We start from the raw sequence: 15,930 nt of genomic DNA on the forward strand, positions 1-15,930 counted from the left end.
ATACTAACAAAAAATTTTTATCAATACTATAAGTAACGGTATTTTTTACTATATTATTAACATTATTAGTTTTATTTATATTTATATAATAATATAATGTTTCAGCATTAAAAAATAATTAATATTTAAAATGCTGAAACATATAATTTGATAATAAAGAATATTATCAAAAGTGATATTGATTAAGTGTTCTTATATTAATTTTGCTGCAAATGCTTATGATATTCATTCAAATCCAAATTATCAGCATTAGCCTGATATATACAGAAAGGATTTTCTATTTTTAATCCTAAATATTTAAAACTTGTTGTTATAGGAGATAGAAGAGTATTAATACCGAACTCTAAAGAATCATAAAAAGATTTTTCTCCTCCTGCTGTAGTAACTATTTGAAAAGTTTTGCCTTCTAAACATTTGCTTTCACTTCCATAAAGTATATCAGTTAAAACAGTATCCTGCCATTCTTTTAATAGACTTGGAGTGCTGAACCAAAATAATGGGAACTGAAATATTATTTTATCATGCTCTTTTAATAAAGATATTTCTGACTTTACATTATCTTTAGTTATTTTATTATCCTTATATTTTTCATTTAAATTATGAATTGTAATATCTTTGAAATCTTTTATTGATTCTAATAATTTACGATTAACTTTTGAATCATTCCAATAGGTATGTGAAAAAATTATAAGTGTTTTCATTTTATTTTGCTCCTTTTGATATATTAATTTTTATTATATTATTTTTTAAATATTATTATTTTTTCTAATTTTTATTTTTGGTAAATAGTAGCTTATGAATATAAATAAACCCATTATAGATAAATAATCCATAAAGAAAAGTATTACAGGCTCTTCATAATTAAAAAAAGCAAACTCTACAAGCAAAAACATTTTATTATATAATTCTCTTTTAATGAATGCAATAATACCATATACGGCAATTAATGAAGCTATTATTAATGCTATTTGTTTTTTTATATTGATAAACTTCTTACTCATATTGATAAACATACCCCAATGCATTCCCAAATGTGCTGACATAAATATAAATCCCCAAGAGTTTGAAATCATGTGAAGGCGTCTTGTAAACATTCCGCTGTTATGAATATTTAAAAATCCCAACACCCTTTGAGAAAAGAGTATTCCACTTATCATTAATCCTATCATACATAAAAAAAGCATAGTATTAATAAATGTACTTAAAATTCTATTAAAGCTATATTTTCCTTTAGGCAGGTTTTTGTACCAATTAAAATTAAGTATATGATGAAGTATGAAAAATACAAATAGAAGAAAACCCAAATATTCATGTACGGCATCTCCTGTGAAATGATAAGCCATCAAAATAAAAAATAGTAAAGTCATTATTATGTCAACGATTATTTTTATTATTTTTTTAGTCATATATATTTTTGCTCCTTTTGTATTATTTATATTCATCATAATTTTTTAATAATCCAACTTTCTAAGCCAGTCTAAAACCTTATTTTTTGATGTTTTTACCTCTGGTCTGTATATTCCTATAGGCTCTAATACTTTGCAGTCATCTGGGAGTAAGTTTCTCAAATCTCTTATAGTTCTTGAAAGTCCTCCTGTTCCATGCGTACAAAATGGTATTATAGTTTTTCCAGATAAATCATAGCTTTCAACGAATGTAAAAATAGCCATAGGACAAGTATACCACCAATTAGGAAAGCCTAAAAATATAACATCATAATCATCTATATTATTAATTTTTTCAGTAAGTATTGGTCTTTCATTATTATCTCTTTCTTTTCTAGCTTGATTAAGACATTCATTATAATCGCTTGAATATTTATTTTGTGTTTTTATGCTGAATAAATCTCCTCCTGTTTCTTCTTGTATCCATTCAGCAATTAATGCTGCATTACCGGGAGGAAGCACGCTTGCAGAAGTTTCAGCATCTGGGTCTATAGATGAATGATTTTCTACTACAGTATTGTCTGCCCAAGTAAAATATGCTATTAATATTTTTGAATTGCTTTGAGTATAATTAATATTAACATAATTATTTTGAGTATTATAATTATTATCATTTGTACTTTCTATATTAGAAGTATTATTGTTACTGCATGATATAATTATTGATAATAGTAAAAAAATTAATATTAAATTTTTCATATAATATAATCTCCTTTGATATTTGATATTATTTTTATGCCGCTTATTATTTTTGGTAAGTATTTAGTTTAATAAGCGGCTTAAAATATTATTTATTATTTGATAATTCTCCGTACCACCAAGAAGCTGTTACGCCTCCGTCCATAAGAAAATCGCTTCCAGAAATGAAAGAACCTCTATCACTCATTAAAAGCTCAGCCACATTTGCTACATCATCTGGAGTTCCTGCTCTTTTTGAAGGGCAAAGTTCAAGCATTTTTCTGTAGCTTTCTCCTCTTGGTCCGTTTAATTCATCATTTGCTAAAGGCGTAATTATTATACCTGGGCTTATTGAATTTAATCTTGCTCCTCTTTTACCCCAATTACCAGATTCATACATTACCCTTAAGCAATTGCATCTTTTTGATAATTGATATGCTTTTAAAGTATCTGCTGCTTTATCAAGTATAGGCAAAGATAATAATTTTTCAGTAGGAGTAGTTGCGAGTATTTTATTTTCTTCATCAGTCAAAGAGCCTAAACGATATCCAGATTGAGAGGATATTATTACTCCGCTTCCGCCTTCTTCTATTACTTTACCGAATTCCTCAAGAAGTACGGCAGTTCCATATAAATCAACTTTTAAAATATCTTGAATAGGTGCTTGAGAAGGTGAAACTCCAGCAGCATTAACAAAATATTTTATTTTTCCTAAGCTTTTTGAGAAATCTATAAGTTTTAAAATTGATTCTCTTGAAGAAATATCTGTTTCACATACAGAAGTTTGAAATCCTGCATTGTATAATGTTTTAGATTCTCTTTCAGCATTTTTTATATTGAAATCGGCAAGTACAATATGTTTTCCTATACCTATTCTTCTTGCTATGGCAATTCCTATGGAACCAGCCCCTGTTAAAACTAGAACATCTTTACTATTATTCATTTCTATTATCCTCATATTTATTAAATTATTCAAGAACCCTTTCTGATAAGAGTTTTACAATTTTATGATCCTGATGAGAGAAGAAAGAACTTTCATTTTTGTCAAGGGATGAAATTAATTTTATATCACTCTCATCTAATTCAAAATCAAAAATATTGAAATTTTCTTCCATTCTTTCTTTTCTAATAGTTTTAGGTATTACTACAATATTTCTTTTTACAAGCCAATTTAAAATTATTTGTGCTACTGATTTATTATATTTTTTAGCTATACCTAATAATATTTCATTATTAAACATATTGTTTCTTCCTTCTGCAAAAGGAGCCCAAGACTGCATTTGTACATTATATTCCTGCATAATAGTTTGATAATCATTTTTTTGATAAAATGGATTTACTTCCACTTGATTTACTGCAGGTACTATTTTATTGTGCATTATTAAATCAACCAATCTATCAGCAAAGAAATTGCATACTCCAATAGCTTTAATTTTTCCATTTTTGTATAGCTCTTCCATACAACGCCATTCTCCGTAATAATCCCCAAAAGGCTGATGTATTAAATATAAATCTAAATAATCTAATTGAAGTTTTTCAAGAGAATTATTAAATGCTTTTTTTGTATCTTCATAACCGTTTTTTTGTATCCATAATTTTGTTGTTATAAATAATTCTTTTCTGTTTATACCGCTTTCTTTTATAGCATCTCCAACAGCTTTTTCATTTTTATATGAGGCTGCAGTGTCTATTAGTCTGTATCCTGTTTCAATAGCATTTAATACTGCTTTTTTACATTCATCATAATCTTGAATTTGATAAACTCCAAAACCTAAAATAGGCATTTCTAAACCATTATTTAATTTTACGTATTTCATTTATAAATCCTTTTGAATATTATTTTTATATTATTCTAAATTTTTTTCTTTTAAATATTTTTCAAGCAAATCTGCTATTTCTAAGTTGTTTAAATCTGAAAAAGGAAAATGAGTATTTCCATATATTCCAATTTCTGGAAGAATTACAACATTGACATCAGCATTATAAGATTTTAAAGTTTCTTCCCATTTTTTTACTAATTCTACTCTTAATCTCCATTCTTCCAAATAAGGATTATCAGATTTTTCTTTTGGTATATTATCCCCATAATAAATTACTATAGGTATACTTGCTAATTTTTTGAAATCATCTTCAGGTATTTCTTTTATAGGAAAATATGCAGGCATAGTAATATTAGTAGGTGAAGTATTCTCAGGAAAAGGTAAACTGCATCCGCCAGGCTCATATAAAACTAATGCTTTAACATTTTGATTTTTTATTGCTGTAAAAAATGCAGGACCAGCTCCTTGAGAATGTGCTAGTAAAATTCCTTCTCCTATTCTATCAAATAATGCAGATAAACTATCAGATACTACTTCCTCATCAAAACTGCCTGTATTAGGAGTAACTTGCTGAAAGTATTGAGTTAAAGTTTCTTCATCATTTTTAAATTGCACATTTTCAAAAAAATCAGGCCAAGAACCTATTCTAAACCAATTAAATAAAGATTGTTCGTCAGGAGTAGGATTAATAGTTATAGGTACAGAACTTCTTCCAGCTCTTCCTCTCCTTGGCTGATCTACCAAATATACACTATATCCTTTTTTTAAGAAAATATTTTGAAAACCTTCTCTGCCATCTGGAGTAGTTTCAAAACTTTTAGCAGATTGTCCGCCTCCATGCAAAAATACTATAGGGTATTTTTTAGCATTAACAGGTATTTGATAAAATGTATATCCGTGGTCGCTATGATATGTTTGTCCGTTTGAACTTGGAAATAAAGTATCTTTTTCAAATTCTCCATCTGCAGATGATACTTTACCGCCAAATGTGAAACTTCCTTGTTTATCTATAATAATTTTACTTTGTGTATTATTAGATATATTGCTGCATGATATAGTTAAAATAGAAGATATTGTTAAAAACACTAATAATAATTTTTTCATTATATAATCCTTAAAATATTTTTTATTTCCTACTGCCTATTAATTATAATAAGCAGCAGGAAAACAGGAGAATAAAAAAAGTTTTCTAATATATTTATATTTGATAATTAATATTATTTTAAATTATTTTTATAAAATTCATCTAATTTACTAACAGCTTCATTTACAGCATCCTGTTTAAAATATGTTTGTATATGTGTGGCATCTTTAAGTTCATATAGTTCTTTATTTTTTGTTCCTGAAGCATTTTCAAAAATTCTTCTGCTCATATATGCTGTATCTGCTTTGTCTCCGACTAACATTAAAAGCGGCTGATTTAGAAGTTCTATATTATTTATTACATCAAAACTCATAAGATCTAATAATGAACTTGTTGTATAGGCAAAGCTTGAATGAGGATGGGCATAAGTATCACCATAATATATTGCTCCTTCTCTGTATAAATCTGTAGGTATTTTTGCCAATTCTTCATCACTCAATTTCACAGGTGCTGAACTTGTATATGTTACTTCTCCAGTTAATGCTTCTTTTTGTCTAGCTAGACTCGCTTCTTTTAAACGTTCTTCTATAGAATCAATTTGAGAATCTAAAAATCCGTTCCTCCTTACAAGTCCGCTGTCAAACATACTTAAAGTTGCCACAGCTTTAAATCTTTTATCTGTTTGTACAGCTTTTATAGTATATCCACCGCCTCCGCATATTCCTAATACTCCTAAGCGATTTATATCAGCACCTTTAAAAGTTGATATAAAATCAGCTGCAGCTCTTATATCATTTACACGGTTATTTGGTGTATCAATATTTCTTGGAAAACCTTCGCTTCCTCCTTGATATAAAGCATCAAAAGCTATTGTAATATATCCAAGTTCTGCTAATCTTTGTGCATAAAGACCAGATACTTGTTCTTTAACTCCTCCATTAGGGTGGGCTACTACTATAGTAGGATATTTTTTATTAGAATCAAAATTTGCAGGTGTATATACATTGGCAACAGCTTTATTTCCTCCTATATTATATGAAACGGTTTGTATATTTACTTTACCTTGTTCATTTTTTTCTATAGCTCCATCATAAACTAGACCAAACGGATTTTTTTCTGCGTTTCTTTTTGCTTCTTCACTTGGATTTACTATATATTTTTCTTCTGCATTCATTTTATTCTCCTTTTCTGTTTGATTTACATTGCATGAATTTAATAGACCAATAATAGCTAATATACATAATAGTTTAATTTTATTCATTTATATTTCTCCTATTTTATTTATCTGCCATTAATTAAAATAATCAATGGCAAGATAATAATAAAATTTTATAATATATTTATATTTTGAAGCCATGTTTTTATATTATTTTCTGAATTATTAACGCTTCCTCCAGATATACTCAAACCTTCTAGTATAGTTGAATTAGGACATAATGAAGTTATATCAGTAACACTTCTTCCCATTCTGCTTCCTCCATGAGTACATAAAGGAGCAATTTTTTTACCGCTGAAATTATGAGTTGATAATAATTGTTTCACTGCCTGAGGAATAGTGCCCCACCAATTAGGGTAACATAATATTATAGTATCATAGTTAGCTAAATTATTTATATTAGCACTTAACTTTGGTAAAAAATCATCATTTTGTTCTTTTCTTGCCTGATTTACAGTATCATTATAAGAACTTGGATATGCTTCAACGGTTTTTACTTCAAATATATCTGCCTGCGTCATGTTCTTTATCATATTGGCAGCTGTTCTCGTATTTCCGCCCCAAGAGAAATATACTATTAAAGTTTTAGAACTTTGAGCATTTAAACCTCCGATCAATAATGTACTTGAAAGAAGCAATGACATTAATATTCTTTTAATTATTTTTTTCATTTTTGATCCTCCTATTTTATTATTCTTAAAGTTTTATTTTGAAAAATATATACCTATCTTGCATTTTTAATTTTCATTATATTTTTATTATGATAGAGTATAATTAATGTAAATTTTTAATCTTAATTATTTTAGATTGTTAATTATAGCTATAGCATTCAATGTTCTTGGATAACCTATGTAAGGTATGCATTGAGTTACAGCTTCTATTAACATATCTTTACTGTTTCCTATAGATATATTAGCACTTGCATGAGAAGCTGCCTGAGGCTCAGCTCCTCCTAAAGATACTATCATTATGAAAGTTAATAACTCTCTCTCTTTCATATTAAGTCCATTTCTTGTATAAAAATCTCCAAAACAATTAGCTGATAAGAAATTTTGAATATGTTTTTGATTTGCTGGGGCATTATTATGAGCGTCTAATATTCTTGTGCCAAATGTATTAGTTTGTATTTCAAGTCCTTTATCGAATCTAGTTTCTTCTGTAACTGTTGATTGAGATTCTATAGGAAGAGAAATATTTTTTTCTTTGAACACTTCATTTGCTTTTTCTAATGCAGCAAATACTCTAGGAAATCCTACATAAGGCGAACATTGATACAATGCTTCTTTTATCTCTATAGGACTAACTCCAATATTTAAAGCTGTTTCTACATGAGGTTTTATCATGTCAGTACCTTGTGAGGCAGTTAAAGAAACTAATGCTACAAGTTCTCTTAATTTAGGATCCAATGTTCCATGATTATAAACTTCTCCATATAAGAAATTATTAAATATGCTTTCTAAATCTGGATCATTAGGTTTAGTTAGACTTGCATCTCTTTTGAGTAATTCATTATATTTGTTTTTTGCTTTTTCTGTCATAGTTAAATTTCCTCCTTTACTTTGTGAATTTGCTATGCATGAAAATACTATAACTAAGATAGATAAAGATAAAATAGTTTTTAAAGTTTTTTTCATTTCTTAATAACCTCGCTTTTTAGTTTTTTTATTGATTATCTATAGTTTTCATATCTATTACATATCTGAATTTTACTTCACCGTTAATCACTTTATTGTATGCTTCTGTAATAGCCTGAGCATCAGCATTGATTATTTCAACATCTGGATATATGTTATTGGCTACAGAATAATCTAAAGCTTCTTGAGTTTCTTTCATTCCTCCTATTAAAGAACCAAATAATTTTCTGCTTCCATTTCCTAGTATTAAAGTTCCTACATTTACACTAGGCATATTTTCTATTGCAGGTATTCCTAAAATAGCCATTTCTCCGCCTCTTTTTAGCATATTCATATACATTGAAATATCATAGTTGGCAGGTATTGTACTTATTATATAATCTAATGTATTATTTAAATTTGTAAGTTCATTAGCATTATTAACATTTACATATTTAACAGCTCCCATATTTAAAGCATCTTCTCTTTTTTCTTCTGTGATATCAAATACTGTAACTTCTGCTCCTAAATTAACAGCATATTTTACAGCTAAATGTCCTAATCCTCCGAAACCTGCTATTCCAATTTTATCTCCTTTAGATACATTCATAACTTTTATAGGAGAATATGTTGTTACTCCGGCACATAATAATGGAGCAACTTTTTTAATATCTGCATTATCTGGTATTTTTACAGCAAATTTATCATATACTACTATATTATCAGAATATCCTCCTCTTGTTATTTCATTATTATGGAATCTATCTGGGTTATCATAGGTGCCTACAAAAGAGTTTAAACAATATTGTTCCTGATTGTTCAGACAATTTTCACATTCCCCACAGGAATTAACCATGCAGCCAACGCCAGCATAATCTCCTACTTTAAATTTAGTAACATTTTCTCCTACTTGAGTTACAATGCCTACTATTTCATGTCCCGGTACTATAGGATAGTTTGGAGTTCCCCAATCACTTTTTGCTGAATGTATATCACTGTGACATATTCCAGAGTATAATATATCTATTAATATATCGTTGCTTCCTACTGCATGCCTTGTAAACTCATAAGGTTCAAACACTCCATTTTCTGAAAATGCAGCAAAACCTTTTGACGGTATTTTTCCTTCATAATTATTTGTAACATATACTTTATTATTATTTTGAATGTTTGAAGTATTGCTTTCTTGTGTATTATTATTACTTTGATTATTGCAAGACAATATTAATGCAAAAGAAATAATTAAAATAAAATTTTTTATATGTTTTTTCATTTAATAATCTCCTTAATTTTTAATATTTCAATTTTAATAATTGCTTTATAAAGTCAGCATCATCATTAAGAAATATTATGTTTTTATTATTATCCAAAGTTTTTATAAGATTCATATCATTATCATCTAATGAGAAATCGAATATTTTAGAGTTTTCTATTATTCTCTCTTTGTTTATACTCTTTGGAATAATAGGTATATTTCTTTGAGTAAGCCACCTTAAAATAACTTGAGCTATAGTTTTATTGTATTTTTTGCCTATAGTTTTTAATATTTCATTATTGAAAATATTATTTTTTCCTTCTGCTAAAGGTCCCCAAGATTCTAATGTGATATTATATTCTTTCATTAAGTCCTGATCTTCCCATCTTTGAAAAAATGGATGAGTTTCTATTTGATTAATTGCAGGCATTATTTTAGTATGTGCTGCAAAATCAATTAATCTTTCTTTATAAAAGTTGCAGCATCCTATAGCTTTTATATATCCCGCTTCATATAATTCTTCCATTGCCTTCCAAGCTGCATAATAATTACCGAAAGGCATATGAAGCAAATATAAATCTAAATAGTCCAACCCTAATTTTTCCATAGACATTTGAAATGCTTTCTTAGCCTTATCATAATCAGCATCCTGTATCCATAATTTGGTAGTGATAAACATTTCTTTTCTGTTTATTCCGCTTTCTTTTATGGCATCTCCGACAGCTTTTTCATTAATATATATTGATGCTGTGTCTATATGTCTGTATCCTGCTTCAATGGCATAAAGACATGCTTTTTTGCATTCCTCATAATCTTCTACTCTGTATACTCCAAATCCTAGAATAGGCATTTCAACATTATTATTTAATTTTATAGTATTCATAGTATCTCCGAATCATTAAATAAATTATCAATTTGCTTTTTCAATGCGTATATCAAAATCTCCTTTCATATTTGAAAGTTTTGATATATCTGATGCATTTTCAAATTTTCCTAAATAAATTAAATTATTTGAATACCTAAAATTTTTATAAAATATAGCAATGTTGCCCCAAGGAGCATAGTAAGTAATATCTCCTGCTTTAGGATTTATTCCGTCTGGTTCATTTTGAGTATTAAGTTTTTTACTTAAATAAAATATTTTTTCTGTGTTATTGAAATCTTCTGCTTTAATATTTAAAGGAAGAAGTGATAAAAAATCATTTCCTGCTTTTGAATTTGTTATTAAAGCATAGATTTCATTGCTTCCAAAAGTTAATTTTATTCTTGTGTTTTGAGCAAATGCATTCATAGTGAATAATCCTATAAATAGTATAAAAGTTATAATAGTTTTTTTCATAAATAATAATCCTCCTAATTATTGATTTGTGTAGCTGTAATATTCTTCGTCAGTAACATGTTCCATCCAAGTAACACTGTTTCCATTTGAATCTCCTATTATGGCAATATGCTTCATAGGTGAATTAGGAGAAGCACCATGCCAATGCTTTATATTAGAAGGACAATATAAAGTATCACCAGCTCTAAACTCTTGTATAGGCTTTCCTTCTTCCTGAGTAAGTCCTATACCTTCAATAACTATTAAATGTTGTCCTTTAGGGTGGGTATGCCAAGCACTTCTTGCACCTGCCTGAAATGTAACATAAGCTACAGAAAATTTTGAAGTTTCATTTGGGGAAGTGATATATTCTACTTCAACGTCACCTGTAAAATAATCTGATGAACCTTTTGATTTTTGTCCTTCTCCATTTTTTATTAAAATTGTATTTGTTGGTGCTGCAGTGTATTCATAAGTATTAGTAGTATTATTTGTGTTATTTGAATTGCATGATATTGATGCAATCAAAACAAATAAAATTAATAAAATATTTCTCATTTTTTCTCCTTTTTTCGTTTATATTAACAAATTGTATTTTGATTGTATCATTGGAGTTGACTCCAATGTCAATAGTTAATTATTATAATTTTAAATTTTTTAACCAATTTTCTATAATTTTTCTTGAATTAAGAATATCATTTCTTGATATTGTTAGACCGTCTTCTATGATTTTGGCATTTGGTTCTAATTGTTTTATTTTTTCTATAGTTCCTGAAAATCTGCTTCCTCCATGTGTTGAAAAAGGTATAATTATTTTATTGGAAAAATCATACTCCTCAAAAAAACTATACATAGCCATAGGAAGATCATAATACCATATAGGATAGCCTACAAAAACAATATCATACTCATTAAAATTATTTATTTTTTGGGATAGTTTAGGTAATTTTTTATTGGCGATTTCATTTTGTACAATTTCTAATAATTCCTGATGGGTATTTGGATATTTATTTTCTGTTTCTATTTTAAATAACTCTCCTTTTGTATACTCTTTTATAGTTTCTGCAAAAAATTCAGTGTTCCCTATTATTCTGTTGTTATCATTTATTCTGCTTGCCCCTGTAACAGTATCTATTCCATCTCCTTCTGGAATTGAAAAGTAAGTTATTAATATTTTTCCTTTGTTTTGAATATAACTTTCCTGAGCATTGCATGAGGCACATATTATTATTATAAAAATTAGATATTTAATTTTTTTCATTTTATTTCTCCTTTTTAACTTTTTATACTTGTTTTTTCTACTATAGTAGATTATTATATTAATGTATTTTATTACTCTTATGTTGCTTATTCTTTTTGTATATATTATAGTTTTTAACCTGATTAAATCAATGGTTTTAAAATAGGTTAAAGTTGTTTATTACACATATTGTATTTTTGTGTGGTATAAATGCTGAAAAAAGGAGATTTTTTATTATGAATGTAGAAAAAAAAGAAGATTTAAGAGTTGTTAAAACAAAAGAAATCATAAAAAACACATTTAAAGATATGATTTCTGAAATGGATTATGAAGAAATTACTATAAAAGAGCTTACAAATAGGGCTAAAATTAACAGGAAAACTTTTTATTTGCATTATAAAAGTTTGGATGATTTGCTTTTAGAACTTCAAAATAGTATAGCAAATAATTTTATTGAGAAGCAGGTATCATATACAAAATTGGAGGATATGAAATATTTGATTAGATTGTTTTTTGAAAGTGCAAGTAAGAATATACCTGTTTATGAGAAAATATTATGCAGCGGAAGTTATAGAAATATAAGTGATCAAATAAATAAAAAGATTATGACTCATAGAAAAAAAACTAATAAAGGGGCTTTTTCTGATGATGATGCTTATGAAAATATTATATTTGCTTATTATGGTGCAAATTCAACAGTTATATATAGACAATGGGTTGCTGATGGTAAGAAATTGTCTTTAGATGAAGTGACAGATTTAGCCGTAAATTTAGTATGTTATGGATTGTCCAGTGTAGTGAAGAAATAATATTTTATTTTTATATAACAATTATATAGCAAAATAATTTATATTGCATTATGTGTTTTATATAATGCAATATGAATTTAAAATAAAGTTTATATTTCTTTTATAACTTTAGCTGGATTACCTGCGACTATAGTATTGCCTGGCACATCTTTATTTACAATAGCTCCAGCAGCAACTATTGAGTTTTCTCCTATAGTAACACCTGGAAGTATAATAGCTCCAGTTCCTATCCATACATTTTTCTTTATTATAATTTGTTTTGGAATAAGTATATTTCTATTATTAAAATCATGATTAGGAGTTATTATGCTTACATTATGTGCTATCTGTACATTATCTTCTATAATAACTCCTCCTATATCCATTATAGTGCAGTTCTTATTTATAAATACATTCTTTCCAAATTCTATATTTCCTATATCGACATGAAAATTAGGCATTATAATTACAGATTCATCTAAATTAGTTTCAAAAATTTGATTTAAAATTTCTCTATTATTTTTATATGCTTGAAAAGTATTATTATACTGCCATAATAGTTTTTCTGTTTCCTGCATTTTATTTGCTATATTTATAAATTCCTCAGAAAACATATCTATTGATTTACCTGAACTATAGTCTTTTAAAAATTCTTTTATATTCATAATTAATATTCTCCTTTTATAAATTATAATTATAACATTGAAGTTAACTCTAACTTCAATATAAAAAAATATTTTTTAATTAAAGAAGTCTTTTTCTTCTAATTTTTTATTTAATTTTTCTAATCTTATTTTCATTTCATTAAAATGCTTCTGCATCAAATCTCTTTCATTTATTAATATTGATTTTCTTTCGTTTAGAGTATTTTTTCCCTTTTTTGAAAGTTTAATATATTTTATGATAGATTCTATTGATATGCCTAAATCACGCATTGATTTTGAGAATTCTATGCATTTTAAATTATATTCATTATAGTTTCTAATACCGCTTTTGTTTCTTCCTATTTCAGGTATTATTCCTATTTTTTCATAATATCTTAAAGTGTCTTTAGTTAATCCTGTTAATTGGCTTACTTCTGATATAGTCATGATGTACTCCTTATTATTAATTATGTTGTTATATTAATGTATTAATTTAAATATATCAAATACTTATATCTTATAATTAGTTATAATAAAAAAGTATTACTAAATATCGTTATCTATGATATGATAAGCATAAAATAACAATTGGAATATATGGATATAAAATCATTAAAATATTTTCTTACTTCAGCTAGGGAAGGCAGTATTACAAAAGCAGCAAATACTCTAAATCTTACACAGCCTAATCTTTCAAGGCAAATAAATAATTTGGAAAAAGAAATAGGTAAGAAACTTTTTGTCAGAAGTAATTACAGTATAAAACTTACTTCTGACGGAGTGCTTTTAAAAAAGAGGGCTGAAGAGATAATTGATTTAATGGAAAAAACTAAAATGGAGTTCAAGTCTTCGGAAGATTTAGTATCAGGTGATATTTATATAGGAAGCGGAGAAACGTATTATATGAAAATTATAGCAAATATAATAAAAGAAATAAGAGAATTATATCCTAATATAATATATCATATTCATAGCAGTGTATATTCTGATATTACAGAAAAATTAGACAGAGGACTTGCTGATTTTGGATTATTAATAGGAAGTTTTGATGAAACTAAATACGATTATATAAAAATGCCTTATAAAGAATTATACGGATTATTAATGAAAAAAGATTCTCATTTATCAAAAAAGAAGTTTATAACTAAAGATGATTTATTAAATATTCCAATAATATGTCCAAAAAGGTTTTTTAATAATAAATCCAAAAGCAATAAATTTTATGAGTGGATAGGTGAAGATATTGATAAATTAAATATCGTTTTAACTTATAATCTTATTTATAATGCTGCTATTATGGTTGAAGAGGGTATAGGATACGTTATTACCATGGATAAACTTATAAATACTGTAAGTGAAAGTGATTTATGCTTTATACCTCTCAAACCAAAGCTATATGTAGAGTCAAGCATAATATGGAAAAAAAATCAGGTATTTTCTAAAGCCTCAAAAATATTTTTAGATAAAATTAAAGAAAAATTAGGCAGTTAATTTTTTATAAGCATTATATTAAACTAAATTTATTGATGCTTATGTATATATTAAAATCATAGAAAGAATTAAAAATATTAAAGTAATATCTTTAGCTCCATTAAATATTTTATGTTTTTTTATATAAAAGTAAAATAAATAAACTATTAAATGTATATATTGACAAACGGAAAAATTTATGTATATTTTTATTCAAAAAGTATTAATTATCTAATCATAGAAATATTAATTAATTTTTATTATAAGCGGGAGCAATAATGCCTATATTCAATAAACTACTTCATTCCAGTATAAGAGTTAAATTATCAAAGAATATATATGATAATTTAAAAAAAATAGAGATTGAAGCTAAAAATACAGAATATGTAAATTATATACCTATAAAATATGAATCATCTAAAAAATTGATTATATATGTTCTATAAATAATGCTGTAGTTTATTCAGATTGGGGATTTATATTTACTAAAGACGGCAAATTGGTAAAGGATAACTTACCTGATAATATTTTAGATTTTCATAATGAACTTACTGGTAGATTCTTTTTTTATAAGTTTATAAGAAAAGTAAAAATTGGAGGAAATGTTTTTGTATTAAAATCTTAATGGCAAAATTATTATGGACATTGGATACATGATATATTATCAAGATTATTTATATTAAAAGATTCAGGATTATTTGATAAAATAGATACTTTTATTATAAGTGAGGGATGTAAAGCTAAATTTTATAGAGAATCTCTTGAACTATTTGGAGCAAAAAATATTATAAATGTTTCTGATGAGAAAAAGATAGAATGCGAACATTTATTTTTCAGTTCTTTCCCATGTTTAGTTCCTTCAAAACCTTTTAAGTGGGAATGTGATAAGTTTTTAGAGTTTGCTAAAGAATTATTAAATAAATGCAGTATTGATTTTTATGATAAAATATACATTAGCCGTAAAAAAGTAAAAACTAGAAATATAGTTAATGAAAAAGAATTACTTGATATACTTATACCTTTGGGATATAAAGTTATTTATCCAGAAGAATATTCTATAACAGAGCAATTTTGTTTATTTTATAAAGCTAAAAAAATAATATCTGTTTTGGGAAGCGGTTTAACTAATATAGTATGCTGTGATGAGAATACTTCCTCTTGGTATAGTATCTAATATCAGTTATGAGGATTGTCATAAATATATATGTAATACAAAAGGCATGAAATACTTTGAGTATATAGAAGATAACCCTAAAAATATACATTACTTTTATAATATAAAAGATAAGAATAGATATAATTTTTCTATAGATTTAGAAAAGTTTAAAAAAGTTCTTGAAGACTTTGAGAAATGTTAAT

21 protein-coding genes are annotated in these 15,930 nt (G+C 26.4%); 5 read left to right on the plus strand and 16 right to left on the minus strand.

Annotated elements, in window-relative coordinates; genetic code table 11:
* Positions 1-197 precede the first annotated feature (197 nt).
* From Q0J69_RS06940 to Q0J69_RS07005, 14 genes are all read right to left on the minus strand, one after another.
* Positions 198-701 carry an NAD(P)H-dependent oxidoreductase gene (locus Q0J69_RS06940; RefSeq protein WP_297205395.1) on the minus strand — a complete coding sequence of 168 codons (504 nt, stop codon included), beginning with the start codon at positions 699-701 and terminating at the stop codon, positions 198-200.
* 45 nt (positions 702-746) lie between these two features.
* Positions 747-1,406, minus strand: coding sequence for a DUF4405 domain-containing protein (locus Q0J69_RS06945; RefSeq protein WP_297205397.1), 660 nt, complete (start codon positions 1,404-1,406; stop codon positions 747-749).
* Between the two features lie 45 nt (positions 1,407-1,451).
* Positions 1,452-2,144, minus strand: a complete 693-nt coding sequence (locus tag Q0J69_RS06950; protein WP_297205400.1) for a flavodoxin — start codon at positions 2,142-2,144, stop codon at positions 1,452-1,454.
* A gap of 88 nt (positions 2,145-2,232) precedes the next feature.
* Positions 2,233-3,066: an SDR family oxidoreductase gene (locus Q0J69_RS06955; protein WP_297205403.1), complete on the minus strand. Its 834-nt coding sequence runs from the start codon at positions 3,064-3,066 to the stop codon at positions 2,233-2,235.
* A 25-nt stretch (positions 3,067-3,091) separates the two neighbouring features.
* The gene (locus Q0J69_RS06960) at positions 3,092-3,940 is read right to left on the minus strand and encodes an aldo/keto reductase (protein WP_297205405.1); all 849 of its coding nucleotides are present in this window, start codon (positions 3,938-3,940) and stop codon (positions 3,092-3,094) included.
* 30 nt (positions 3,941-3,970) lie between these two features.
* Positions 3,971-5,047 carry an alpha/beta fold hydrolase gene (locus tag Q0J69_RS06965; protein ID WP_297205408.1) on the minus strand — a complete coding sequence of 359 codons (1,077 nt, stop codon included), beginning with the start codon at positions 5,045-5,047 and terminating at the stop codon, positions 3,971-3,973.
* A 113-nt stretch (positions 5,048-5,160) separates the two neighbouring features.
* Positions 5,161-6,288 carry an alpha/beta hydrolase gene (locus tag Q0J69_RS06970; RefSeq protein ID WP_297205410.1) on the minus strand — a complete coding sequence of 376 codons (1,128 nt, stop codon included), beginning with the start codon at positions 6,286-6,288 and terminating at the stop codon, positions 5,161-5,163.
* A 68-nt stretch (positions 6,289-6,356) separates the two neighbouring features.
* Positions 6,357-6,914 carry a flavodoxin gene (locus tag Q0J69_RS06975; protein WP_297205413.1) on the minus strand — a complete coding sequence of 186 codons (558 nt, stop codon included), beginning with the start codon at positions 6,912-6,914 and terminating at the stop codon, positions 6,357-6,359.
* A 126-nt stretch (positions 6,915-7,040) separates the two neighbouring features.
* Positions 7,041-7,877 (minus strand): carboxymuconolactone decarboxylase family protein, encoded by an 837-nt coding sequence (locus tag Q0J69_RS06980; RefSeq protein WP_297205416.1) that lies wholly within the window; start codon positions 7,875-7,877, stop codon positions 7,041-7,043.
* Positions 7,878-7,905: 28 nt separating this feature from the next.
* Positions 7,906-9,129, minus strand: a complete 1,224-nt coding sequence (locus tag Q0J69_RS06985) for an NAD(P)-dependent alcohol dehydrogenase (protein WP_297205419.1) — start codon at positions 9,127-9,129, stop codon at positions 7,906-7,908.
* 19 nt (positions 9,130-9,148) lie between these two features.
* A complete protein-coding gene (locus Q0J69_RS06990) occupies positions 9,149-9,994 on the minus strand; it encodes an aldo/keto reductase (protein WP_297205421.1) in 846 nt (281 codons plus the stop codon).
* A gap of 27 nt (positions 9,995-10,021) precedes the next feature.
* Complete coding sequence (locus tag Q0J69_RS06995; RefSeq protein WP_297205423.1) at positions 10,022-10,450, minus strand: cyclophilin-like fold protein; 429 nt, start codon at positions 10,448-10,450, stop codon at positions 10,022-10,024.
* A gap of 18 nt (positions 10,451-10,468) precedes the next feature.
* Positions 10,469-10,987, minus strand: coding sequence for a cupin domain-containing protein (locus Q0J69_RS07000; RefSeq protein WP_297205426.1), 519 nt, complete (start codon positions 10,985-10,987; stop codon positions 10,469-10,471).
* A gap of 82 nt (positions 10,988-11,069) precedes the next feature.
* Positions 11,070-11,690 carry a flavodoxin gene (locus Q0J69_RS07005; protein ID WP_297205428.1) on the minus strand — a complete coding sequence of 207 codons (621 nt, stop codon included), beginning with the start codon at positions 11,688-11,690 and terminating at the stop codon, positions 11,070-11,072.
* A 215-nt stretch (positions 11,691-11,905) separates the two neighbouring features.
* On the opposite strand from Q0J69_RS07005, the gene Q0J69_RS07010 reads away from it, so the two are divergent.
* The gene (locus Q0J69_RS07010) at positions 11,906-12,478 is read left to right on the plus strand and encodes a TetR/AcrR family transcriptional regulator (protein ID WP_297205431.1); all 573 of its coding nucleotides are present in this window, start codon (positions 11,906-11,908) and stop codon (positions 12,476-12,478) included.
* An 89-nt stretch (positions 12,479-12,567) separates the two neighbouring features.
* Here Q0J69_RS07010 and Q0J69_RS07015 read toward each other — a convergent pair whose 3' ends face one another.
* Positions 12,568-13,122 (minus strand): sugar O-acetyltransferase, encoded by a 555-nt coding sequence (locus tag Q0J69_RS07015; RefSeq protein ID WP_297205433.1) that lies wholly within the window; start codon positions 13,120-13,122, stop codon positions 12,568-12,570.
* A gap of 75 nt (positions 13,123-13,197) precedes the next feature.
* Entirely contained in the window at positions 13,198-13,548 is a 351-nt protein-coding gene (locus Q0J69_RS07020) for a MerR family transcriptional regulator (protein ID WP_297205434.1), read from the minus strand.
* 150 nt (positions 13,549-13,698) lie between these two features.
* Here Q0J69_RS07020 and Q0J69_RS07025 point away from each other — a divergent pair, with 150 nt between their 5' ends.
* From Q0J69_RS07025 to Q0J69_RS07040, 4 genes are all read left to right on the plus strand, one after another.
* Positions 13,699-14,592 carry a LysR family transcriptional regulator gene (locus Q0J69_RS07025; RefSeq protein WP_297205436.1) on the plus strand — a complete coding sequence of 298 codons (894 nt, stop codon included), beginning with the start codon at positions 13,699-13,701 and terminating at the stop codon, positions 14,590-14,592.
* 257 nt (positions 14,593-14,849) lie between these two features.
* Positions 14,850-15,017: a hypothetical protein gene (locus Q0J69_RS07030; protein WP_297205439.1), complete on the plus strand. Its 168-nt coding sequence runs from the start codon at positions 14,850-14,852 to the stop codon at positions 15,015-15,017.
* Between the two features lie 230 nt (positions 15,018-15,247).
* Complete coding sequence (locus tag Q0J69_RS07035) at positions 15,248-15,745, plus strand: glycosyltransferase family 61 protein (RefSeq protein WP_297205509.1); 498 nt, start codon at positions 15,248-15,250, stop codon at positions 15,743-15,745.
* Positions 15,714-15,929: a hypothetical protein gene (locus Q0J69_RS07040; RefSeq protein WP_297205443.1), complete on the plus strand. Its 216-nt coding sequence runs from the start codon at positions 15,714-15,716 to the stop codon at positions 15,927-15,929. The genes Q0J69_RS07035 and Q0J69_RS07040 overlap by 32 nt, the downstream gene beginning before the upstream one ends.
* Position 15,930: the final 1 nt, after the last annotated feature.

The organism is uncultured Brachyspira sp. (assembly GCF_944388875.1).
GTDB lineage: Bacteria > Spirochaetota > Brachyspiria > Brachyspirales > Brachyspiraceae > Brachyspira.